Origin of the sequence: Liquorilactobacillus sp. (assembly GCF_047719775.1) — a bacterium.
GTDB lineage: Bacteria > Bacillota > Bacilli > Lactobacillales > Lactobacillaceae > Liquorilactobacillus.
The window spans coordinates 84,815-106,654 of record NZ_JBDNTS010000006.1 but is presented as its reverse complement, the minus strand read 5'-3'; the positions used below and the strand labels follow the sequence as shown (position 1 = coordinate 106,654).

The window sequence follows — 21,840 nt, the reverse complement described above, 5'->3', positions numbered from 1 at the left end:
AATGTCAAAGATTATTGGAATCGATTTAGGAACAACTAACTCTGCAGTTGCCGTTCTTGAAGGAAAAGAAGCTAAGATTATTACTAACCCTGAAGGAAATCGTACAACTCCTTCTGTTGTATCATTTAAAAACGGTGAGACTCAAGTCGGAGAAGTTGCAAAGAGACAGGCAATTACGAACCCTGATACAATTGCATCAATCAAACGTCATATGGGTGAAGCTGGTTACAAAGTAAAGATTCAAGACAAAGAATATACGCCTCAAGAAATTTCAGCGATGATTTTACAATATATTAAGGATTATGCAGAATCATATCTTGGTGAAGATGTTTCGCAAGCAGTTATTACAGTCCCTGCTTACTTTAACGATAGTCAACGTCAAGCTACAAAAGATGCTGGTAAAATTGCTGGACTAAAGGTTGAAAGAATTGTCAACGAACCAACTGCTGCCGCTTTAGCATACGGTCTTGATAAGACTGACCGTGATGAAAAAATCTTGGTATTTGACCTTGGTGGTGGGACTTTCGATGTCTCTATCCTTGAATTAGGTGATGGGGTATTCGAGGTACTTTCAACAAATGGTGATACATTCCTTGGTGGAGATGATTTCGATAGCAAGATTATGGAATGGTTGATTGCTGAATTTAAGAAGGAAAATGGGATTGACCTTTCAAAAGATAAAATGGCTATGCAGCGTTTGAAGGATGCAGCTGAAAAAGCTAAGAAAGATCTTTCAGGAATTACAAGTTCGCAAATCAGCTTGCCATTTATTACTGCTGGCGAGAACGGTCCGCTTCATTTGGAGAAGACCTTAACACGTGCACAATTCGATAATTTAACAGCTGACTTAGTTGAGAGAACAAAAATTCCAGTGCGTAATGCCTTAAAAGATGCTGGACTTTCAATGAGTGAGATTGACGAAGTTATCTTGGTTGGTGGTTCTACACGTATTCCAGCTGTACAGGCTGCAGTTGAATCTGAAACGGGTAAGAAACCTAATCAATCAGTTAACCCTGATGAAGCTGTTGCTTTGGGTGCTGCTATCCAAGGTGGTGTTATTACTGGTGATGTTAAGGATGTTGTTTTACTTGATGTTACTCCATTATCACTTGGAATTGAGACGATGGGCGGAGTATTCACGAAGTTAATTGATCGTAACACAACAATTCCAACAAGCAAGTCGCAAGTCTTCTCGACTGCTGCAGATAACCAACCTGCTGTTGATATTCATGTCATGCAAGGTGAACGTCCAATGTCTGCAGATAACAAGACACTTGGTCGTTTCCAATTAACGGATATCCCAGCAGCTCCTCGTGGAATCCCACAAATCGAAGTAAAATTCGATATCGATAAGAACGGAATCGTAAATGTATCTGCTAAGGATCTGGGAACAAACAAAGAACAAAAGATTACCATTAAAAGTTCAACAGGACTTTCAGACGATGAAATCGAGCGGATGGTTAAGGAAGCCCAAGAGAATGAAGAAACAGATAAGAAACGCAAAGATGAAGTTGACTTGAAGAACGAAGTCGATCAATTGCTCTTCACAACTGACAAAACATTATCAGACATAAAAGATAAGGTTTCTGAAGATGAAATCAAGAAGGCTGAAGAAGCACGCGATGCTTTAAAGAAAGCCCAAGATGAAAATAATGTTGAGGAAATGAAAACTAAAAAAGATGATTTGACGAAGATTGTTCAAGATTTATCGGTTAAGTTATATCAACAAGCGCAAGAAGCCCAAGAGAAAACAGGTGGAGATTCTGCAGCTGCTGATACAGACAAAAAATCTAACGACGATACAGTTGAAGGTGACTTCAAGGAAGTTGATCCTGACGATAAAAAATAGTCGCTAGCTGATAAAAAGTCAAAGACCAAGTTTTGGACTTTGACTTTTTATTTAGCTGTCACTATGTTACGCTAGGCTAAGCAAACATCTTATTTATGATGGAGGGTAAAAATGGCAGAAAACAGAAATCCGTATGAGGTTTTGGGTGTATCCAAAGATACCTCTGCCGCTGATATTAAGAAAGCTTATCGTAAGCTATCTAAGAAGTATCATCCAGATTTGAACAAAGAACCAGGTGCAGAAGAAAAATTTAAAGAGATTAATGAAGCATATGAAATCCTTAGTGATCCGCAAAAGAAGGCGCAGTTTGATCAGTATGGTTCGACTGGCGCTCAGCAAGGCTTTGGTGGATTTTCAGGACAAAATGGTGGCTTTGGTGGCGGATTTGGCGACTTTGGTGGAGGCGGCGGATTCGAGGATATTTTCAGTTCTTTCTTTGGTGGAGGCGGTTCTGCAGCACGCAATCCTAATGCTCCAAGACAGGGACGAGATTTACAGTATGAGATGGACTTAACTTTTGAGGAGGCCATCTTTGGTAAGAAGACAAGTATCCAATATACCAGAGAATCTCTTTGCAAGACTTGTGGTGGTAGTGGTGCTAAACCAGGAACCACTCCAGAAAATTGTTCACATTGTGGTGGTAGTGGTGTTGTCCGTGTCAAGAGATCAACCCCACTCGGACAGGTAGTTACACAACAAGAATGTGAAGTGTGTCACGGGACAGGTAAGATTATCAAGGACAAGTGCGAAACTTGTCATGGTGATGGTCATGTCCATAACAAGCATGAGGTTGAGGTCTCAATTCCAGCGGGGGTTGAAGATGGAAATCAAATGCGTTTGCAAGGACAAGGCGAAGCCGGTGAGAACGGTGGTCCTTATGGTGATTTGTATGTTGTCTTCAATGTTGCTCCAAGTAAGATATTTAAGCGAGATGGAGCTAATATTTTCTTTGAAATGCCAATTAGTTTTGTACAGGCGACACTAGGAGATGAAGTTACAGTCAAGACTGTTCATGGCGAGGTACAGATGAAGGTCCCGGCTGGAACTCAATCAGGTACAGTCTTCAGGCTACGAGGTAAGGGAGCACCATATCTACGTGGTAATGGTAACGGTGATCAGCAAGTCACTGTTAAGATTCAAACGCCCAAAGGCTTGAATCAGAGGCAAAAAGAAGCGTTACGCGCTTTTGCTGATGCCAGTGGAGAAAAAACACAAAATGAATCAATTTTTGATAAATTAAAGAAACACAAAAAATAATAGATAAAGTCTAGCTTGATTTTAGGATTACTAAATTTGAGCTGGGCTTTATTTGTACGTTCTTTCTGGGTGCGTTGTATTTAGTATGGCAGCTTGCTATAATTAGATTCAAAGAACATTTCAAGTAAGAAAGTAGGAATTAATACATGGATGTTGAATTATTGAAGGAGCGCCAAAAAAGAATTCGCAATTTCTCAATTGTAGCGCATATCGATCACGGAAAATCTACTTTGGCAGATCGAATCTTGGAATTAACCGAGACGGTATCAAAAAGAGAAATGCAGGCACAGCTTCTTGATTCCATGGAATTAGAACGCGAACGTGGTATTACAATCAAGTTGAATGCTGTAGAACTTAACTATCATGCAAAAGATGGCAAAACATATATTTTTCATTTGATTGATACACCAGGCCATGTGGATTTCTCCTATGAGGTTTCAAGAAGTCTTGCTGCATGTGAAGGAGCAGTTTTGGTTGTTGATGCAGCACAAGGTGTTGAGGCGCAAACACTTGCCAATGTTTATTTGGCTTTGGACGATGACTTGGAGATTGTACCTGTGATTAACAAGGTGGATTTACCATCTGCACAACCTGAAGTGGTTCGACAGGAGATTGAAGACGTCATCGGGCTTGATGCCTCAGAGGCTGTTTTAGCAAGCGCAAAAAAGGGAATTGGCATTGAGGAGATGCTTGAAAAAATTGTACGCGATATTCCTGCTCCAAAGGGTAGCATAGCAGGATCGTTAAAAGCATTGATTTTTGATTCTGTTTATGATGATTATCGTGGAGTTGTTTTAAGCATTCGTGTTTTTGAGGGTATCGTTAAACCCGGTGACCATATTCGGTTGATGAATGGTCAAACAGAATATGAAGTTGTTGAAGTAGGGGTTAATTCCCCTAAACCAATTAAGCGAGATCTGCTGATGGCAGGTGATGTTGGATATTTAACTGCAGGTATCAAGGATATCCAGGATACCCGAGTAGGTGATACAGTAACTAGCGCGGATAATCCGGCAGAAAAGGCATTGGAAGGCTATCGTGAAATGAATCCAATGGTTTATTCTGGACTCTATCCGACTGATAATGCAAAATATAATGATTTAAGGGAAGCACTTGAAAAATTACAGTTAAATGATGCAGCATTGGAGTTTGAACCCGAGACTTCAACAGCACTTGGGTTCGGATTTCGTTGTGGGTTTTTAGGACTTTTGCATATGGATGTGGTCCAAGAAAGACTCGAACGTGAGTTTAATATGGACTTGATTACAACTGCTCCATCGGTGACTTATGATGTTGAGCTGACTGATGGGGCGCATAAGATTGTTTCTAACCCTGCGGAAATGCCTGAATCAACTGCAATAAAGACAATCAATGAACCTTTTGTAAAAGCCACGATTATGGTTCCTAATGATTATGTAGGGTCTGTTATGGAACTTTGCCAGGCAAAACGCGGAAAGTTTGTGACAATGGAGTATCTTGATGATTATCGTGTGAATGTAATCTATGAGATGCCGCTTTCAGAAATAATTTTTGATTTCTTTGATAAGCTAAAGTCCAGTACGAAAGGGTATGCATCACTTGACTATGACTTAGATGGTACTCGTGCAGGAGACTTGGTAAAGATTGATATTTTGTTGAATGGTGGCAAGGTTGATGCGCTCAGTTTTATTGCTCATCGTGAATTCGCACCGCAAAGAGCCCGCGTGATTACTGGTAAGCTAAAAGAAATAATTCCACGTCAGAATTTTGAAATTCCTATTCAGGCTGCAATAGGAGCGAAAATTATCGCTAGGACAAATATTAAGGCATATCGTAAGGATGTTACAGCTAAAATTCATACTGGTGATCCAGATCGACGTGCTAAATTATTGGATAAGCAGAAACGTGGTAAAAAACGTATGAAATCCGTTGGAACTGTCGAGGTACCGCAAGAAGCATTTATGGCAGTCTTAAAAACAAATGAAGAATAATATGTCTTAAAATATATGTATAGAAAAAACGAACTTTGACAAGTAAAAATGTTAAGGCTCGTTTTTTTTATATATAATAAATTAGTGATTAAAGAACTTTTTTTACTTTTGGCAATAGTATGAATTAATTTTGGAAAAGGAACAAACTTGAAAAACCAGTTATGCAAATACCAATAAGTAAGACAAACAGATTTGACCATCCCTTGCCTGCTCCAAATTTAAAGTTGGCTAGTGGCATAAGGATGGTTATGCATCCCGTGATGAAAAAAAGCAGATATACTTGTTTAAGCGGGAGAAAAATCTCGACCAAAAACAAACTTATCAATAATATCAAAACCCGAGAATTTCGATACCATGTAATTCTCCCGAAGAAAACGCGGAAATAAGAAAAGGACGAATCTTTTTCAAGCGAGAGGTACTTGAGTATCAACAAGACTAACCAAAAGATATACAAACCTAAAGCAATTTTCGTCATTTTATCACCCCAATTAATTTTTCTCGAATAACGATGTAAGTCGCTCCATAAATTTTGCAACGAAACGCTCAACATCAACATTGACAGCTACTTGCGTTGTTGTTGCAGGTAAGTTCAAGCGAGTCTCATCTCCAATTGTGCGTCCTTCATAAGGTTCCTGTGTATCTACTTTCATGTTTAGATAAACTGTCTCAAGGAGCTTCGGTTCAAGTGCGGCAGCTACAGCAAGGGGGTCATGAAGAGCACACCCATGCAGATGAGGATTTGTTTCTTTGTAGGCAGCAATATAATAGTCAACTAAATCAGCATAAATATCGCCAGATTTTGTTTTAAGATTACGCCAAATCGTAGTTTCGTGCTGTGTTAACAATGTTCTTGTAGTAACGTCTAAGCCGACCATTGTCAAAGGAATATCGGATTGGAACACTTCGTTTGCTGCTTCCGGATCCTGATGAATGTTTGCTTCTGAAACAGGACTAACATTGCCAGGAACTGTTAACGCGCCACCCATTAATGTTACATGACCAATCAATTTTGTAATTGCGGGATCCTGCTTAATTGCAGCAGCTAAGTTGGTAAGCGGCCCAGTTGGAACTAACAGCAGGTCTTTTTTATATTTGTGAATTGCATCAATTAGAAAGTCGATGCCGGATTGACTTGCAACTTTTGTTGAGGTATGGGTAATTTCTAAGTTTGCTACTCCGTTAACCCCATGAATGCGTGCACTAACTGGTTGCACAGCGAAACTTGAGGTAGTTGATGAATGTGAGAGACCTTCGTAGACTGGAATACTGCCTGCTCCGAGTAATGAAAGCAAGTCGAGGCTATTTTGTGTACCCTGCTTAACAAGTACATTCCCATAAGAGCCAATGATGCCAATTAAATCACAGTCTTGATCTGCTAGCGCATACGCTAGTGCCAGTGCATCGTCAATACCAGTATCTAGGTCTAATATCATTTTATATTTAGCCATTTGCTGCCTCCAAGAATTCAAATATATATTTACTTATATCTTACCAAAGAATAGTAAAGGTGACTAGGTAGTCTGTTGCTTAATGAGGATTGGCGAAGATTGGAAACTCAGAGTTTAATATGATACACTATGATTATTATAAAGTATACTAAGAGTTACCTTTTGCGAAATATAAAGATAGGTGTGACTATTTTGGGACAAATTGAGCGGAGATTTGAAATTCGTGAATTAAAAAAACAAGATTTAGTAGTTGCGGCTGAAAACAAATTTTTTAAAAATGGTTTTGAAACAACTACCATTGATGAAATTGCTAAGGAAGCAGAATTTAGTAAGAAAACATTGTATGCTTACTTTGATAGTAAGAACCAGATATATTTTGAAATAATGTTGCGTGGGTATAAACAATTGTTAGAAATGATACAGATTCAGCAACAAGAAAGTCATCCACTAAATTCAAGCCAACACTTTGCGGAATTTTGGAAGGCATTTGATAATTTTTCAGGTACGCACAAGGGGTATCTAAACGCCATTATTTTTTTTGAAAGTTGTGATGAACAGATACAGGATACTTACAAAGTTGCTGAATATCAGCAATTAAGGCAAGAATTACTGGATAGTCTATTGGAATTTTTTGAATTTAAAACTGATACATTTAAGATGAAAAGTGAGTTATTATGGCAATTTGTTTTAAGTACAGGACAGAGTGCATTAGGTAATCCTGAGAAAAGCCAGCTGATATTACAAACTGGGTATGAGTTATTATCTAGCATGGTAGATCAGCAATTAAGTTAAAAAAAGTTTAAATAAAGTTAAATGAGGAAATATCTGAATAAATATGTTGTCACAAACAAGATGAAACATTACTATTGATATAGTAGTAACTTTTCAGCTATTTGATGAGGATGGTGAAGTGATGAAACAAAGTCTAAATGAGTTTTTGGTTGCGGGCTTGGCTAATCTAGGATTCGACGGGGGTTTAGACTTAATTTGGAACAAAGATGAGCATACTTTTACGGTTGACATCACTTTTAGTATTGAACAAAAGGGACAGCACTTCCTATTGGACATGACTGGTGACAGCTCCAAAGAAAACCCAATAGAATTTGTAGATTCTATTCTTTTATATGACAGCACACGTCAAAAGTTTAAGCCTGCTTGGAATGATGACTTCTTGGCTTGTATAGCATATGAGGGTAGACTTGGTTGGAAGAGAGCACGAGGCGTAGCTTTTTTGGAGTACCTAAAAGTAATATTGCTATCTGGTCGCAAAAATCTGCAGCAATTTTTGAGTAATAGTGAGCAGCTGGATTTTTTATTGAATTTTGAATTGAAATGGTCAGAAGAAAACTTTGAGAACTTGGTTAGAGAAAAACAAAAAAATGTGTCTGGTACGCTGCCATACTAAGTATAAGAGATAAAATCAGTTTGGAGGATTTCATTTGCGCTGGAATAAATTAACGATTGAGGCCAATAATGAATTACAAGCACCACTTGAGAATATTCTGTTGGACTTGAAAGCACAGGGAATTGAGAAAAATGAGGATGACTTTTTAGCGGGTCGAAGTGATTCTGTCATTATCAGCGGTTTCTTTGAGTTACGCCAAAAGATCAATGATCAGGTTGATTTTATTAGAACACGCATCACTAAGCTCGAAGAGTATGGGTTTGATGCCAAAGACGTTACCATCAAGTGCTGTGTCATAGATGATCAGGCTTGGAAAGATGAGTGGGAGAAGTATTATCACGCACAAAGAATTACCCGCTTTCTAGCGATTGTTCCTTTTTGGGAAGAGTATCAAAAACAACAAAGTTCAGAAATTGTTATTAGGTTAGATCCGCAACAAGCATTCGGGACTGGAACACATCCGACCACAGTACTTGCTTTGCGTGCACTAGAAACCTATGTGCGTGGATCTGAAGTTGTTTTTGATGTTGGAACTGGAACTGGAATATTGAGCATTGCAGCAAGCCTGCTGGGTGTTAAGAGTGTCTACGCCTGTGACGTGGAAGATGCTGCCATTGTATCTGCAAGACGGAACTTAGAATTAAATGGGACTGTTGATAATGTCAAGCTAGAACTAAATAGTTTACTGACTGGAGCAAACGGACAAGCTGATCTCATACTTGCCAATATATTGCCTACGGTGCAGACTCTATTATTGCCGCAAATACCAGAACATTTAAAATCACAAGGCAAGCTCATCATGGCGGGAATTATTGCTGAGAAAGAAGACGAGATGACAGCACAGGTACAAGCGGCTGGATTAAAGATTATTGAGACACTGAGCGATGGAAAATGGATTGCACTTATTGCCCAAAAAGATTTGGAGGATTGAAAAATGCAGCGATATTTCATTGCTAAGTTCGAGATAGCTGATGACTTAGTTCTACCGGCAGATATCTATCATCATGCAATTAGAGTCATGAGGCTGCATATTGATAGCCAATTTGAACTTGTTTTGCAGACTCAAAAAGTGGCTTTGATGAGAATTACAAAAATTACAAAAGAAGAGGCTCATGCTGAATTGATCAGTTGGGTTGAAACTGATGTTGAGCTTCCGGTTTCTGTAACAATTGCCTGTGCACTTTCCAAAAATGACAAAGCTGAGTGGATAGTGCAAAAAGGAACTGAACTGGGTGCCAGTAAATTTATTTTTTTTGCTGGAGAATTCTCTGTTGCAAAATGGGATCTAAAAAAAGTAGCAAAAAAAGTCGAACGTTTAACGAAAGTGGCTTTGAATGCTGCACAGCAAGCACATCGAACTCAGATTCCAAGTGTTCAGTATTGCCCAAGTCTGACTGCGATTGAATTACTACACTTTGATTACCGATTAGTTGCTTATGAAGAATCAGCAAAAAAGGGTGAGAAAAGCAACTTATTCAAATTAACCGCTTCAATTAAAAAGAAAATTACAGCTTCAACTCAACCTAAACTGCTTGCTGTTTTTGGAACTGAGGGTGGGATATCACCTCTGGAAGTTGAATATATGGATGAAAATAGTTTTATTTTTGCAGGATTCGGGCCAAGAATTATGCGTGCTGAGACAGCTCCACTGTATCTACTCGCTGCACTTTCATTCGCATTAGAATTAGGGTAAAATATAGACAATTATAATTAAGTGAGGATTAAAAATGACTTTAAAAAAAATATTTTCAGTAACGACTTTATGGTATTTGGCATTTGCAGCTGCGGTAGCGATTGTCGTTCCAATTATTTTTAGCTTTATGGACTTAACAGATGTTCAAAAATATACTTTTGCTTTTTTTGGAATTAATGTAGTATTTACAATTTTATCTGGATTAGTTGTGGGAATTAAGAAACAGTCGCTTATCTATTTACTTTTTTTCCCGCTTTTATATCTCGTTGGGGTAAAATTGTTTTTTGAGAGTTTTGCATATTATATTGCGCTTATTTATCTCTTAATTGGTTTTTTAACATATGGTGCAGTTAAGGATTAGCTTAAAAAGTATCAGAACAGGTTTAGCCTGTGAGGAAAATGTGTTTGAAAGGAACGAAAACTTTTATCACATTTCTTTGTATACCGATTTCTGAGTGAGTAGAAAAAAAAGAATAAGAGCAGCTGATTTTGGGAGTGGACATTATGGAAAAAGAAACTAACTGGAGTGCAGATGATGTAATCAGAGGTGTCCAGCAGTACATGAATGAAAAGCACGTAGCATTAGTAAAAAAGGCATATGACTTTGCTAATTATGTGCACAAAGATCAACGGCGCCAGTCAGGCGAACCATACATCATCCATCCAATCCAAGTTGCGGGAATACTTGTGGACTTGAAGATGGATCCAGCAACAATCTGTGCTGGATTCTTACATGATGTCGTCGAGGATACACCGGTTACCTTAGGGGATTTAGCTGAATTATTTGGCAAAGATGTTGAAATAATTGTTGATGGGGTTACTAAGCTTAGTAAAATTGAATATAAATCACATCAGCAGCAGCTAGCAGAGAATCATCGCAAGTTACTATTGGCAATGTGCAAAGACCTAAGAGTAATCATTGTGAAACTTGCTGATCGTTTGCATAATATGCGGACCTTATCCCATTTACGCCCTGACAAGCAACGCAGAATTGCTAACGAAACACTTGAGATTTACGCTCCTCTGGCAGATCGCTTAGGTATCAGTACCATCAAATGGGAATTAGAGGATGGTTCTTTGCGTTATCTTAATCCACAGCAGTATTATCGAATTGTTCACCTAATGAACTCAAAGAGAACAGAAAGAGTTCAGTATATTGATAAAGCAATTATTGATATTAAGAAATCAATTGCAGACTTAAATGTTGATTGTGAAATTTATGGACGTCCCAAGCATATCTATTCAATTTATCGTAAGATGAAAGACCAGCATAAGCAGTTTAGCCAGATTTATGATCTTTTGGCTGTCAGAGTCATTGTGCACTCTATCAAGGATTGTTACGCGGTTTTAGGAGCAATTCATACTCAATGGAAGCCTATGCCAGGGCGTTTTAAAGATTATATTGCAATGCCAAAAGCAAATATGTACCAATCTCTGCATACAACTGTAATCGGTCCGAAAGGTCAGCCCTTTGAAGTACAAATTAGAACTTCTGAGATGCACCGAGTTGCTGAATATGGAATTGCTGCTCATTGGGCGTATAAGGAAGGCAAGACAGAAGCAATTGCTAGCAATGATACTGGCACAAAACTTAATTGGTTTAAAGAGATTATTGAGTTGCAAGATGACAGCAGTGATGCTGCAGAATTTGTCGAGAGTGTGAAAGGTGACTTATTTGGCGACCGTGTTTATGTATTTACTCCTAAAGGTGATGTGTTTGAATTACCTAAAGGTGCCGGCCCACTAGATATGGCCTATTCGATCCATACTGAAATCGGGAATAAGACTGTTGGTACAAAAGTCAATGGCAAGATGGTGCCACTTGATTATCAGGTTAAAAATGGTGATATTGTTGATATTTTAACTTCATCGAATTCTGCGGGACCCAGTCAAGACTGGTTGAAATTGGTGCATACAAATAAGGCACGCAATAAGATAAAACGCTTCTTCAAACAGCAAGATCGAGTTGAAAATGTTGATAAGGGTAAAGAAATTATTGATGAGAATTTACTTGAAATGGGTTTCGAACCGAAAGCTGTTTTGATAAATGATAATATTGCAAAAGTTTTGAAAAAACGTAAATTTTCAAGTGCTGATGACCTATTTGCAGCAATTGGGTTTGGTGAGGTTGCACCGCTTGGCGTTATTAATATTCTCACTGAGAAAATTAGAGCTGAAAAAGAATCAAGCCGAAAGCGACAAGAAGAAAAGGCTCTGTTAGAAGATCACCAGGAACTTACAAAAGAAAATGGACAAAGTACTCCAAAAGCTAAGAGTGGTGAAGATGTTGTAATCGCAGGGGTTGACAACCTATTAGTTAGATTGAGTCATTGCTGTAATCCAATCCCAGGAGATGAGATTGTAGGTTATATTACAAAAGGGCGTGGAGTTTCTGTACATCGTGTAGACTGTCCTAATGTGAAGAATGCTAAACAAGCTGGAAGTCGCTTTATTGAGGTAACCTGGAATATCGTGCCAGATGCTAAAACATTTTATAATGCAGATCTACAAATTCAAGGGTATAACCGCTCAGGTTTGCTGAATGATATTTTACAAGCTCTTAATAATAGTACTCGCCAATTGAAGTCAGTTAATGGGCGAGTTGACAACAATAAACTTGCAACAATGGACGTTACGGTTGGGATACGTGATGGAATTCACTTGCAGCGAGTTATTGATAATATTAAGCGTGTACCGGATGTCTATGTAGTTAAAAGAACAATTCATTAAGGAGAAAGCTGACAAGTGAGAGTTATAGTCCAAAGAGTTACTCAAGCAAGTGTTACAATTAATAATAAAACATATAATGAAATAGCTAATGGCTTTTTATTGCTTGTCGGTTTCACAGAAGGTGATGGATTAGCTGAGATTAAATATTTAGTTCATAAAATTAGCAAGTTGCGTGTTTTTTCTGATGCCGAAGGTAAAATGAATCTTAGCATTGGACAAGTTCAAGGGCAGATTCTGTCTATCTCACAATTTACATTATATGCGGCTTTGAAGAAGGGCAATCGACCAAGTTTTACTGCGGCACAAAATCCAGAAGAGGCAAAGAAAAATTACACAATGTTTAATGCGGCTTTGGGTCAAGAAGGAATCATTGTTAGAGCAGGGGTCTTTGGTGCTGATATGCAAGTGATTCTGACGAATGATGGGCCAGTAACCATTATTTACGATACCAATGATCTCAAATAAGGGGGAGAGTCTATTGCGCTTAATTTCATTGGAAAAAGAAGCTCAGGAGTTCAGCCGAAAAAGAGAAAATGTTTTTGTACCAACTACTTTTGGAGTTAAAGTAATTCGTGAACGGTTTGAACTGGAACAGAGGACAAAGGTCTATTTGCATGAAGTGACGGCTGAAAAAAAATTTTTGGCAATCAGCAGGGCTGACAATATTGAGGTCCATGTGATTTTACCGCCTAACATTGAAAATGAAAAAGTTCCAGTACTCTTTTATGTTCACGGTGGGCAATTTATTTCTGGTGGAATTGCAACGCATAGTAAGCTTGTACGAGAATTGGCTTGTCGCGCACATGTTGCAGTTGTTTTTCCAGAATATTCGCTGGCACCTGAAGCAAAAGCGCCTGAAGCACTTGCTGAACTAGAAGAAGTCTACAAACGGCTTCCTGAATTAGCAGAAGAATTTCCATTGGATTTGTCACGGATAATGTTATCTGGTGATGATTCTGGCGGAACGCTGGCAACTTGTTTGGCTTATCATGTTCAGCAGACCACAGGCAAGAAAATTTATAAGATTTTGTTATTTTGTCCAGTAATGAATGCGGCCTTTGATACAAATTCATATCATCAATTTGCTGGCGGCTACGATTTGACTCGTGAACAGATGAAATGGTCATGGGAACAATATTTAGCATTTGACACTGATACCCAGAGCAGTAGTATTTCCCCCTTACAGGCAGATTTTGCAACACTTGGAGGGCTACCAGAGACATTGATAATCACTGCTGAAGCTGATGTTGTCCGAGATGAAGCAGAGTCCTTTGCCCGCAAAATGCGTGATGCTGGAGGAGATGTAACACAGATTAGGTTTCAAGGAACGATTCATGAATTTATGGTACATAATGTATTAGATAAGACGAATACCTGTCGTTTAGCGATGAACACTGCGGTTGATTGGATTAGGAGAAGGCAAGAAGAAAGTCAAGTTTGAAAGACTTTATATGGGACTTTGATGGGACACTTTATGAATTGAATTGAAGAGTAATTTTGAGCGATGGGGAACTGTTGATGAGAAAGCAAAATAAATCTTTTACATATAGAAACAAAAGCAATTTAATTTTACTAGTAATTGTAATCATTCTTACTACGATATTAGCTGCTAAAACATTTGGATACTTTCAACAAGTAACTATTATGACGACAAAAACTGCCTTACGAAGTGGACCAGGGACTGAATACTCAAAGAAAAGCACCTTAAAAAGAGAGCAGAGGGTCACAATAATTCGGAGGAAGTACCATTGGATTTATATTAAAGATGTGAGTAATCAATTTGGTTGGATTGCCGATTGGAATTTAGCAAAAAAAAATCGTAATAAGATAAGCAATCTTTCAAATGCTACAATTGTAATTGATCCAGGACATGGTGGCGCTGATTCAGGTGCGCTGTCCACGGCCGGTAAGATGGAGAAAACCTATACTTTGAAGGTTGCACGCAAAGTAGTCGCAAAGCTGCGTGCAAAAGGTGCAAAGGTCTATATGACTAGAGATTCAGATAAGTACGTAGGATTGTCAGCGAGAGCAAAACTTTCAAACAAAGTACATGCCGATGCTTTTATCAGTTTTCATTTTGATTCTTCACCAGTTGCAAATGATGCTTCAGGTGTCACAACGTACTACTATCATAAAAAATGGTCTTATCGCTTAGCTAAGACCGTGAATTCTGAATTTAATACATTAAGTTTAGACAATCGTGGGATTGATGTGGGCAATTTTTTGGTCATTCGCGACAATGAATTTCCAGCAATTCTGCTAGAAATGGGTTATATCAACAGTGAGCGGGATTTTGCACAGATTAAAGCTAAATCTTATCAAAATACAATTTCTTCAGATGTTGTGACGGGTTTGACAAAATACTTTGAAAATTAGCTATTTTGGATGCAAATCTTGACTTTGTAGTAAAATTAAAGTATGTTTATAATTGTATATTAGAGCCGGATGGAAGAGGAGTAGCTGAGAATTCTTAAGCAGAGAGTGGAGCAATTGGTGAAAGCCCCACTAAGATAAGCAGCGAAAGACACTTTTGAGGTGTATGTGCAATGCATACCGTTGTGGAACGTTATCCAAATGAGTAACTAATTAAGGTGGTACCGTGCTGTTTTGCACCCTTGTCGAATTTTTTCGGCAAGGTTTTTTTAGTTAAACTGTGAAAAATTGAGGAGGAGTAAATAATGAAATATCAACGTCCAAAGGGTACGACAGATATCGTACCTGGAGAATCTGAAAAATGGCAAAGTGTTGAAGAAAAAGCACGCAAGCTATTTAATAAATATCGTTATAATGAAATTCGTACACCAATATTTGAAAGTTTTGAGGTCTTTTCTCGTACTTCAGGTGAGACTTCAGATATTGTTACAAAGGAGATGTATGATTTCTTTGATAAGGGAGAACGGCATATTACATTACGCCCCGAAGGAACTGCAGGAGTAGTACGCGCATATGTTGAAAACAAATTATATGGACCAGAGATTCAAAAACCGTGCAAGATATTTTACATGGGACCGATGTTTCGTTATGAGCGACCACAGGCTGGTAGGTTACGAGAGTTTCATCAAATTGGAGTTGAAGCGTTTGGGGTTGACAACCCAGCATTAGATGTTGAAGTGATGTCAATGGCAGTTGAACTCTTACGCAGTTTTGGCTTAAAGAAGTTGAAACTTGCTATCAATACTTTGGGTGATAGCGAGTCGCGGACTAATTATCGTAATGCTTTGGTTGCGTATCTTGAACCATTTGAGGAGCAACTAAGTGCTGATTCAAAAGAACGGCTCCACAAAAACCCATTACGTGTTCTTGACAGCAAAGACCAAGATGATCAGAAAATTGTTGCGGATGCACCTGATATTCTTGATTATTTGACTCCTGACGCACAAGAACATTTTGCTAAGGTCAAGTTGCTGCTGGATACACTTGAAATACCATATGAGATTGACTCGAATATGGTTCGCGGACTTGATTATTATAATCATACAATTTTTGAGATTATGAGTGATTCTAAGGCTTTTGGTGGTAAATGGACTACAGTTTGTGCTGGTGGCCGTTATAACGGTCTTGTTGAACAATTAGGCGGACCAGAAACACCAGGAATTGGTTTCGGACTCGGTGTGGAGCGACTACTACTGATTTTGGATGCTGAGGGAATAGAGTTAAAGACGGATAATGGTTTGGATGTTTATGTGGTTGGTATTGGAGAGCAGACTCTTTCCGGAACAATGAAACTTGTGCATGCGATTCGTAAAGCGGGTTTTAGTGCGGAGCGTGACTATTTAGAACGAAAACCCAAAGGTCAATTTAAAGCAGCTAGTCGCTTAGCTGCTAAATACACGCTTACAGTTGGTGAAGAGGAACTTGCAGCAGGTAAGGCAAATCTGAAAGAAATGTCCAGTGGTCAAGAAGTTACAGTGAATCTTTCAGATATTCAAACAAATTTTGGTGAAGTTATACAAAACATCAATTCTACAAAGGGAGAATAGTGAATAACATGGAGAGAACAGTTTATTGTGGACTAGTAGATGAATCATTTTTAGGCAAAAATGTGACTTTGAAAGGCTGGGTTCAAAAACGACGTGACCTTGGAAATTTAATTTTTATTGATTTGAGAGATCGTGAGGGAATTGTCCAATTAGTATTTAGTCAGGCTTTTGACGAGGCTGCTCTTAAAGTCGCCGATGAACTGCGCAGCGAGTATGTAATTGAAGTCACTGGCAAGGTTGTAAATCGTGGCGAAGATGCAACCAATCCAAAAATGGCAACAGGTAAGTTTGAAGTTGAAGTTCATGAGATTAACCTCTTGAATAGGGCGAAAACACCACCGTTTTATATTGAAGATGGTATCAATGTTGCAGACGATCTGCGCTTGAAGTATCGCTATCTTGATTTGCGTCGCCCTGAGATGCAGCGAGGTTTGATTCTTCGCAGCAAAATTACACAATCGATTCATCGCTATCTTGACGAAAATAAATTTATTGATATTGAAACTCCATATTTGACAAAGTCGACCCCTGAAGGTGCACGCGATTACCTTGTACCTTCTCGTGTATATCCAGGACATTTTTATGCACTTCCACAATCACCACAGTTATTCAAACAACTATTGATGGGTGCTGGGTTTGACCGCTATTATCAAATTGCACGTTGTTTCCGTGACGAAGATTTGCGGGGGGATCGTCAACCAGAATTTACACAGATTGACTTAGAGACCTCGTTTATGACGGCTGAAGAAATTCAGGATTTAACAGAGGGCTTGTTGAAATGTGTCATGAAGGATACTTTAGATATCGATATTGAACTTCCGCTTAAGCGAATTACTTGGAACGAAGCAATGGATCGCTTTGGATCAGATAAGCCAGATGTACGTTTTGGAATGGAATTGAAGAATATGGCGGGTGCGGTCAAAGATGTTGATTTCAAGGTATTTCAGAACACACTTGAAAATGGTGGTCAAGTTAAAGCAATTACTGTACCAGGTGGAGCAGACAAATACTCACGTAAAGAAATTGATGCCAAGCAAGATTACATCAAACGTTTTGGTGCAAAAGGGATGGCATGGTTGAAGGTAACTGATGATGGGTTTTCTGGACCTATTGCTAAGTTCTTCAATGAAAACGTGGCCGTTTTGTGTGAAGCAGCGGAAGCTCAAGTAGGAGACTTAATCTTATTTGTTGCCGATACAAGAGATGTTGTTGCAGCTTCATTAGGATATTTACGTACAAGTATTGCTAAGGAATTAGACATGATCGATGAAAGTAAATTTGCATTTTTATGGGTTGTTGATTGGCCACTGTTTGAGTATAGTGAGGACTTTCATAGATACATTGCAGCTCACCATCCATTCACAATGCCTAACGAAGAAGATGTTGCTTTACTAGATACCAATCCCCATAAGGCACATGCACAAAGTTATGATATCGTGTTGAATGGTTACGAATTGGGTGGGGGGTCAATTCGTATTCATCAACGGAAAATTCAAGAAAAAATGTTTAAGGCACTTGGATTTACAAAAGAAAGTGCAGAAGCACAGTTCGGTTTCTTTATTGATGCGCTTGATTACGGGTTCCCACCTCATGGCGGCTTAGCAATTGGATTAGATCGGTTTGCAATGCTGTTAGCCAAACGTGATAATATTCGTGAGATTATTGCATTTCCAAAGAATTCAAAAGCATCTGAACCGCTTACTAATGCACCAAGTACGGTTGCGCCAAAGCAACTAGATGAATTACACTTGGAAACAATAGAGGATTAATTAGCAGCAACAAGTGTGACTTAATGGGATGCAAGATATGTTTATACGAAATCAAGAAGGAGGCTAGATCAAAATTTAATTTTTGACCCAGTCCTCTTTTTGTCAGTAAATTATTTTACAAATTACCTTTTTAAAAGCATAATTAGGAGTATTAACAATTGAAGTATGAAAATAGATAGGTTATTTTATACATTTACTAGGAGGAATTTCAATGAGCGAAAAGATTGATACGGCAATATTTGCTGGTGGTTGTTTCTGGTGTATGGTAAAACCATTTGATGAATACCCTGGAATTATTAGAGTGGTTTCAGGATATACTGGTGGGCATGTTTCAAATCCGACTTATGAGCAAGTTTGTTCACATACAACTGGTCACACAGAAGCAGTTGAAATAACTTTTGATCCAGCGGTCGTTTCGTATGAGAAATTAGTAGAGATTTATTGGCAGCAGACAGACCCGACAGATGCGATGGGACAATTCCAAGATCGGGGAGATAGTTATCGCCCAGTAATATTTACAAAAAATGATGAACAAAAAGAAATTGCGCAAGCTTCACGCTTGAAGCTGATGCAAAGTGGTAAATATAACAAGCCAATTGTTACTTCAATTGAAGATGCTAAACCATTTTACAAGGCAGAAGAATATCACCAAGACTTCTATAAGAAAAATCCAGAGCGCTTTGCAATGGAAGAGATTGGCAGAATGGAATACAAGAGTCACTTTTCATAAAGACACCTAAATAAGAGGAGAATAGAGAAAAATAAATGGATGAATTTCAGCGAATATGGAAAAGACACCAGTATGTTGCGCGAGCTTCTACTGCATTTATTTATGGAATCTTAGTTTCAATCGCGATGAACTTTTTTTGGACACCAGGTAAGATTTATTCGTCTGGTGTTACGGGATTAGCGCAGTTGGTTGAGACTCTTACACGCCAATATGGACCAGTTCATTTATCAACTGCGATACTTCTTTTACTATTGAACTTACCGCTGTTTTTGATTGCTTGGAAGAATATTGGGCACCGTTTTACTTTTTTTACTTTTTTGGCGGTTATCTGTTCAAGTATTATGATTAAGTCATTAAAGCCAATCACACTGACAACGGATCCAATAATTTGTGCGATTTTTGGAGCTGCAATCAATGGATTTGGTACGGGATTAGCACTTAAAAATGGAATTTCAACAGGTGGTTTAGATATTATTGGACTGACTTTGCGCAAGAAAACTGGCAAAAGTATAGGGACAATTAATATGACATTTAATGCATTGATAGTTTTAGCTGCAGGGGCTGTTTATGGGTGGCCCTATGCATTCTACTCAGCACTTGGAATCGTAATCAATGCACGTGTTATGGATATGGTTTATACTCGTCAGCAGAAGATGCAGGTAATGATTGTTACTAACAAGCCAAAGAGTGTGGTTGACTGCATTCAAAGCCACATGAGGCGTGGAATTACAATTGTACATGGTGCTGAAGGTGCATACCGGCATGATGAAAAATCAATTTTATTTACTGTTATTTCAAGATATGAGCAAGCAGAATTAAAAGCTGCGATGGAAGAGTCTGATCCATATGCTTTTGTAAGTATTTCTGAAAATGTACAAATAATGGGTCATTTTTATGAACCCGAACCTTAAATTTAAGAGGAGGATTAAGATGTTAATTGGATCACATGTTGGAATGAAAGGAAAGGATATGCTTCTTGGTTCAGCCAAAGAGGCCGAATCTTATGGGGCATCGACCTTCATGATTTATACAGGAGCACCACAAAATACTAGAAGAAAACCTATTTCAGAAATGAATATTGAAGCTGGACATGCGTACATGAAAGAACATAATTTAAGTAATATTGTTGTTCATGCACCTTATATTATTAATTTGGGTAACACTAAGAAACCCGAAAATTTTACTTTCGCAGTCGATTTTCTCAGAGCCGAAGTTGAGCGTGCGGAGGCACTTGGGGCAACGCAGATGACTTTTCATCCAGGAGCTCATGTTGGTGCGGGGGCAGATGCCGCAATCGCGAATATTATAAAGGGGTTTAATGAAGTTATTACACCTAAGCAGACTCTCCAAATTGCAATTGAGACGATGGCAGGAAAGGGTACTGAAGTAGGCAGAACCTTCGAGGAAATTGCCCAGATGATTGCAGGTGTAACATACAATGAAAAGTTGTCAGTTACTTTTGATACTTGTCATACAAGCGACGCAGGATACAATGTCAAGGAAGACTTCGATGGTGTCTTGAATCAGTTTGATAAAATAATAGGGCTTGACCGTTTAAAAGTTGTTCATGTGAATGATTCGAAGAATGAAATGGGCGCACACAAAGATCGGCATGAAAATATCGGCTTTGGTACAATTGGCTTCGATGCATTGAATTATATCGTTCATCATGAAGCATTGGTTGATGTACCAAAGATTATGGAAACTCCGTATGTCGGACCCGATAAGAAGAATCAGTATGCCCCATATGGTTTTGAGATTAAAATGTTTGAAGAACAAACATTTGATCCCCAAATGCAAGAGAAGGTCTTTGCACAAAAAGGGAAACAATAAGTAAAATCTTCAATTAATCAGGCAAGAAACGTCTTTTTAAAGTCCAGACTTGAAGTCCTAGAACTAATCTTAGATTGCTTTATTGATCACAAATAAAAAGGTGGGATCAAAAGTTAAATTTTAGACCAGTCCACCTTTTTATTACGAATAAATGTGTTTCATAAGTCACACTCCCTTTAAAGCAGAGGTTATTGAGGTAGGCTTTCTATGATTAAGGTTGCAGTTTCTTCAATTGACTTATTTGAGACATTAATAATCAGACAACCAATCTTTCTATAAAGTTTATTCGCATAGGCTAATTCTGCTTCAATATTTTCCATATTAGAATAATTTGTATCAGGATTCAGTCCATAGGTAATCATGCGTTCACGACGAATGTTGTTGAGAACTGTTGGATCATTTGTTAGACCAAAAATTTTCTTGGGGTCAACTTTCCAAATCTCATTGGGGATACCAGCTTTTGGAACAAGTGGAAGATTAGCAACACGATAATTTTTATTGGCTAAATAAAGTGAAAGCGGGGTCTTTGAAGTCCTAGAAACACCTAAAAGAACAATATCTGCTTTCTCAAAACCTGCAGGGTCTTTCCCATCATCATAAGTAACTGCAAATTCCAACGCTTCAATACGATTAAAATAATTTTCATTTAATTTATGGTTTCTTCCAGATTGGTATAAAGGAGTTTCGCCTGTTTTTGTTTGGATTGTATTGATAATTTTTGACATTCCATCTAACACACAGAGCTCGTTTTCTGCACAATAGTCATTAACATAAGAAGCCAAACCTTCTCCAACGAGTGTGTGTACGACAAAGGCATCCAATCTTTTTGCTTGTTCAAGGATTCCTGCTAAAAGTGAGGTTGTCTTTATCAAAGGAAAACGTTGATATTCAAATTTTACGTTTGGAAATTGGACAGTTGCGGCTTCAGCTAAGTTATTGCCAGTTTCACCAAGTGAGTCTGAGATTACAAAAATAGCCATTTTTTTATCTTGTGTCATTATAAATTCCCCTTAAATTTAATAGATATTACTATAGCCAATTATACATTATGAATACAGCACACGTAAAGGAAACGATTTCATTATTTTTTCAAGATGTTATATTTGGTGTATTGACGGTTTGTCAACGTTTATGTATAATAGTTAGGAACTGTTATTAAATTTGTGTTTTTATACA

20 protein-coding genes are annotated in these 21,840 nt (G+C 38.2%); 17 read left to right on the top strand and 3 right to left on the bottom strand.

Annotated elements, in window-relative coordinates; genetic code table 11:
• Position 1: 1 nt before the first annotated feature.
• From dnaK to lepA, 3 genes are all read left to right on the top strand, one after another.
• On the top strand, positions 2–1,849 hold the full coding sequence (dnaK, locus tag ABF682_RS04855) for a molecular chaperone DnaK (RefSeq protein WP_289977132.1): 1,848 nt from the start codon (positions 2–4) through the stop codon (positions 1,847–1,849).
• A 111-nt stretch (positions 1,850–1,960) separates the two neighbouring features.
• Complete coding sequence (gene dnaJ / locus ABF682_RS04850; protein ID WP_415619161.1) at positions 1,961–3,106, top strand: molecular chaperone DnaJ; 1,146 nt, start codon at positions 1,961–1,963, stop codon at positions 3,104–3,106.
• A gap of 146 nt (positions 3,107–3,252) precedes the next feature.
• The gene (gene lepA, locus ABF682_RS04845; protein ID WP_289977130.1) at positions 3,253–5,076 is read left to right on the top strand and encodes a translation elongation factor 4; all 1,824 of its coding nucleotides are present in this window, start codon (positions 3,253–3,255) and stop codon (positions 5,074–5,076) included.
• Between the two features lie 124 nt (positions 5,077–5,200).
• Here lepA and ABF682_RS04840 read toward each other — a convergent pair whose 3' ends face one another.
• Together ABF682_RS04840 and ABF682_RS04835 are read right to left on the bottom strand one after the other, a co-directional pair.
• Positions 5,201–5,551, bottom strand: a complete 351-nt coding sequence (locus tag ABF682_RS04840) for a hypothetical protein (protein ID WP_415619160.1) — start codon at positions 5,549–5,551, stop codon at positions 5,201–5,203.
• Between the two features lie 13 nt (positions 5,552–5,564).
• Positions 5,565–6,524 (bottom strand): nucleoside hydrolase, encoded by a 960-nt coding sequence (locus ABF682_RS04835; RefSeq protein WP_415619159.1) that lies wholly within the window; start codon positions 6,522–6,524, stop codon positions 5,565–5,567.
• Positions 6,525–6,716: 192 nt separating this feature from the next.
• On the opposite strand from ABF682_RS04835, the gene ABF682_RS04830 reads away from it, so the two are divergent.
• From ABF682_RS04830 to ABF682_RS04765, 14 genes are all read left to right on the top strand, one after another.
• Positions 6,717–7,316: a TetR/AcrR family transcriptional regulator gene (locus ABF682_RS04830; RefSeq protein ID WP_415619158.1), complete on the top strand. Its 600-nt coding sequence runs from the start codon at positions 6,717–6,719 to the stop codon at positions 7,314–7,316.
• A gap of 121 nt (positions 7,317–7,437) precedes the next feature.
• Positions 7,438–7,929 carry a DUF3013 family protein gene (locus ABF682_RS04825; RefSeq protein ID WP_415619157.1) on the top strand — a complete coding sequence of 164 codons (492 nt, stop codon included), beginning with the start codon at positions 7,438–7,440 and terminating at the stop codon, positions 7,927–7,929.
• Between the two features lie 34 nt (positions 7,930–7,963).
• Positions 7,964–8,860, top strand: coding sequence for a 50S ribosomal protein L11 methyltransferase (gene prmA, locus ABF682_RS04820; protein ID WP_415619156.1), 897 nt, complete (start codon positions 7,964–7,966; stop codon positions 8,858–8,860).
• 3 nt (positions 8,861–8,863) lie between these two features.
• Positions 8,864–9,622, top strand: a complete 759-nt coding sequence (locus ABF682_RS04815) for a 16S rRNA (uracil(1498)-N(3))-methyltransferase (protein ID WP_415619155.1) — start codon at positions 8,864–8,866, stop codon at positions 9,620–9,622.
• A gap of 34 nt (positions 9,623–9,656) precedes the next feature.
• The gene (locus ABF682_RS04810; protein ID WP_289977124.1) at positions 9,657–9,983 is read left to right on the top strand and encodes a hypothetical protein; all 327 of its coding nucleotides are present in this window, start codon (positions 9,657–9,659) and stop codon (positions 9,981–9,983) included.
• A 143-nt stretch (positions 9,984–10,126) separates the two neighbouring features.
• Positions 10,127–12,352 carry a RelA/SpoT family protein gene (locus ABF682_RS04805; protein WP_415619154.1) on the top strand — a complete coding sequence of 742 codons (2,226 nt, stop codon included), beginning with the start codon at positions 10,127–10,129 and terminating at the stop codon, positions 12,350–12,352.
• Between the two features lie 15 nt (positions 12,353–12,367).
• Positions 12,368–12,817, top strand: a complete 450-nt coding sequence (dtd, locus tag ABF682_RS04800; RefSeq protein ID WP_415619153.1) for a D-aminoacyl-tRNA deacylase — start codon at positions 12,368–12,370, stop codon at positions 12,815–12,817.
• 13 nt (positions 12,818–12,830) lie between these two features.
• Positions 12,831–13,793, top strand: coding sequence for an alpha/beta hydrolase (locus ABF682_RS04795; RefSeq protein WP_415619152.1), 963 nt, complete (start codon positions 12,831–12,833; stop codon positions 13,791–13,793).
• A 77-nt stretch (positions 13,794–13,870) separates the two neighbouring features.
• Positions 13,871–14,728 carry an N-acetylmuramoyl-L-alanine amidase gene (locus tag ABF682_RS04790; protein WP_415619151.1) on the top strand — a complete coding sequence of 286 codons (858 nt, stop codon included), beginning with the start codon at positions 13,871–13,873 and terminating at the stop codon, positions 14,726–14,728.
• Between the two features lie 302 nt (positions 14,729–15,030).
• Positions 15,031–16,332 carry a histidine--tRNA ligase gene (gene hisS, locus ABF682_RS04785; protein WP_415619150.1) on the top strand — a complete coding sequence of 434 codons (1,302 nt, stop codon included), beginning with the start codon at positions 15,031–15,033 and terminating at the stop codon, positions 16,330–16,332.
• A gap of 8 nt (positions 16,333–16,340) precedes the next feature.
• On the top strand, positions 16,341–18,101 hold the full coding sequence (gene aspS, locus ABF682_RS04780) for an aspartate--tRNA ligase (protein ID WP_415619149.1): 1,761 nt from the start codon (positions 16,341–16,343) through the stop codon (positions 18,099–18,101).
• 211 nt (positions 18,102–18,312) lie between these two features.
• Positions 18,313–18,831 carry a peptide-methionine (S)-S-oxide reductase MsrA gene (gene msrA, locus ABF682_RS04775; RefSeq protein WP_289977102.1) on the top strand — a complete coding sequence of 173 codons (519 nt, stop codon included), beginning with the start codon at positions 18,313–18,315 and terminating at the stop codon, positions 18,829–18,831.
• A 35-nt stretch (positions 18,832–18,866) separates the two neighbouring features.
• On the top strand, positions 18,867–19,742 hold the full coding sequence (locus tag ABF682_RS04770) for a YitT family protein (protein WP_289977100.1): 876 nt from the start codon (positions 18,867–18,869) through the stop codon (positions 19,740–19,742).
• Between the two features lie 19 nt (positions 19,743–19,761).
• Complete coding sequence (locus tag ABF682_RS04765; RefSeq protein ID WP_289977097.1) at positions 19,762–20,664, top strand: deoxyribonuclease IV; 903 nt, start codon at positions 19,762–19,764, stop codon at positions 20,662–20,664.
• A gap of 188 nt (positions 20,665–20,852) precedes the next feature.
• Here ABF682_RS04765 and ABF682_RS04760 read toward each other — a convergent pair whose 3' ends face one another.
• Entirely contained in the window at positions 20,853–21,662 is an 810-nt protein-coding gene (locus ABF682_RS04760; RefSeq protein ID WP_415619148.1) for a pyruvate, water dikinase regulatory protein, read from the bottom strand.
• Between the last annotated feature and the right edge of the window lie 178 nt (positions 21,663–21,840).

Excerpts from the sequence above, each read along its gene's own strand:
- dnaK (WP_289977132.1), top strand. The coding sequence starts at position 2 with ATGTCAAAGATTATTGGAATCGATTTAGGAACAACTAACTCTGCAGTT.
- dnaJ (WP_415619161.1), top strand. The coding sequence starts at position 1,961 with ATGGCAGAAAACAGAAATCCGTATGAGGTTTTGGGTGTATCCAAAGAT.
- lepA (WP_289977130.1), top strand. The coding sequence starts at position 3,253 with ATGGATGTTGAATTATTGAAGGAGCGCCAAAAAAGAATTCGCAATTTC.
- ABF682_RS04840 (WP_415619160.1), bottom strand. The coding sequence starts at position 5,551 with ATGACGAAAATTGCTTTAGGTTTGTATATCTTTTGGTTAGTCTTGTTG.
- ABF682_RS04835 (WP_415619159.1), bottom strand. The coding sequence starts at position 6,524 with ATGGCTAAATATAAAATGATATTAGACCTAGATACTGGTATTGACGAT.
- ABF682_RS04825 (WP_415619157.1), top strand. The coding sequence starts at position 7,438 with ATGAAACAAAGTCTAAATGAGTTTTTGGTTGCGGGCTTGGCTAATCTA.
- ABF682_RS04815 (WP_415619155.1), top strand. The coding sequence starts at position 8,864 with ATGCAGCGATATTTCATTGCTAAGTTCGAGATAGCTGATGACTTAGTT.
- ABF682_RS04810 (WP_289977124.1), top strand. The coding sequence starts at position 9,657 with ATGACTTTAAAAAAAATATTTTCAGTAACGACTTTATGGTATTTGGCA.
- ABF682_RS04805 (WP_415619154.1), top strand. The coding sequence starts at position 10,127 with ATGGAAAAAGAAACTAACTGGAGTGCAGATGATGTAATCAGAGGTGTC.
- ABF682_RS04790 (WP_415619151.1), top strand. The coding sequence starts at position 13,871 with ATGAGAAAGCAAAATAAATCTTTTACATATAGAAACAAAAGCAATTTA.
- hisS (WP_415619150.1), top strand. The coding sequence starts at position 15,031 with ATGAAATATCAACGTCCAAAGGGTACGACAGATATCGTACCTGGAGAA.
- aspS (WP_415619149.1), top strand. The coding sequence starts at position 16,341 with ATGGAGAGAACAGTTTATTGTGGACTAGTAGATGAATCATTTTTAGGC.
- msrA (WP_289977102.1), top strand. The coding sequence starts at position 18,313 with ATGAGCGAAAAGATTGATACGGCAATATTTGCTGGTGGTTGTTTCTGG.
- ABF682_RS04770 (WP_289977100.1), top strand. The coding sequence starts at position 18,867 with ATGGATGAATTTCAGCGAATATGGAAAAGACACCAGTATGTTGCGCGA.
- ABF682_RS04765 (WP_289977097.1), top strand. The coding sequence starts at position 19,762 with ATGTTAATTGGATCACATGTTGGAATGAAAGGAAAGGATATGCTTCTT.
- ABF682_RS04760 (WP_415619148.1), bottom strand. The coding sequence starts at position 21,662 with ATGACACAAGATAAAAAAATGGCTATTTTTGTAATCTCAGACTCACTT.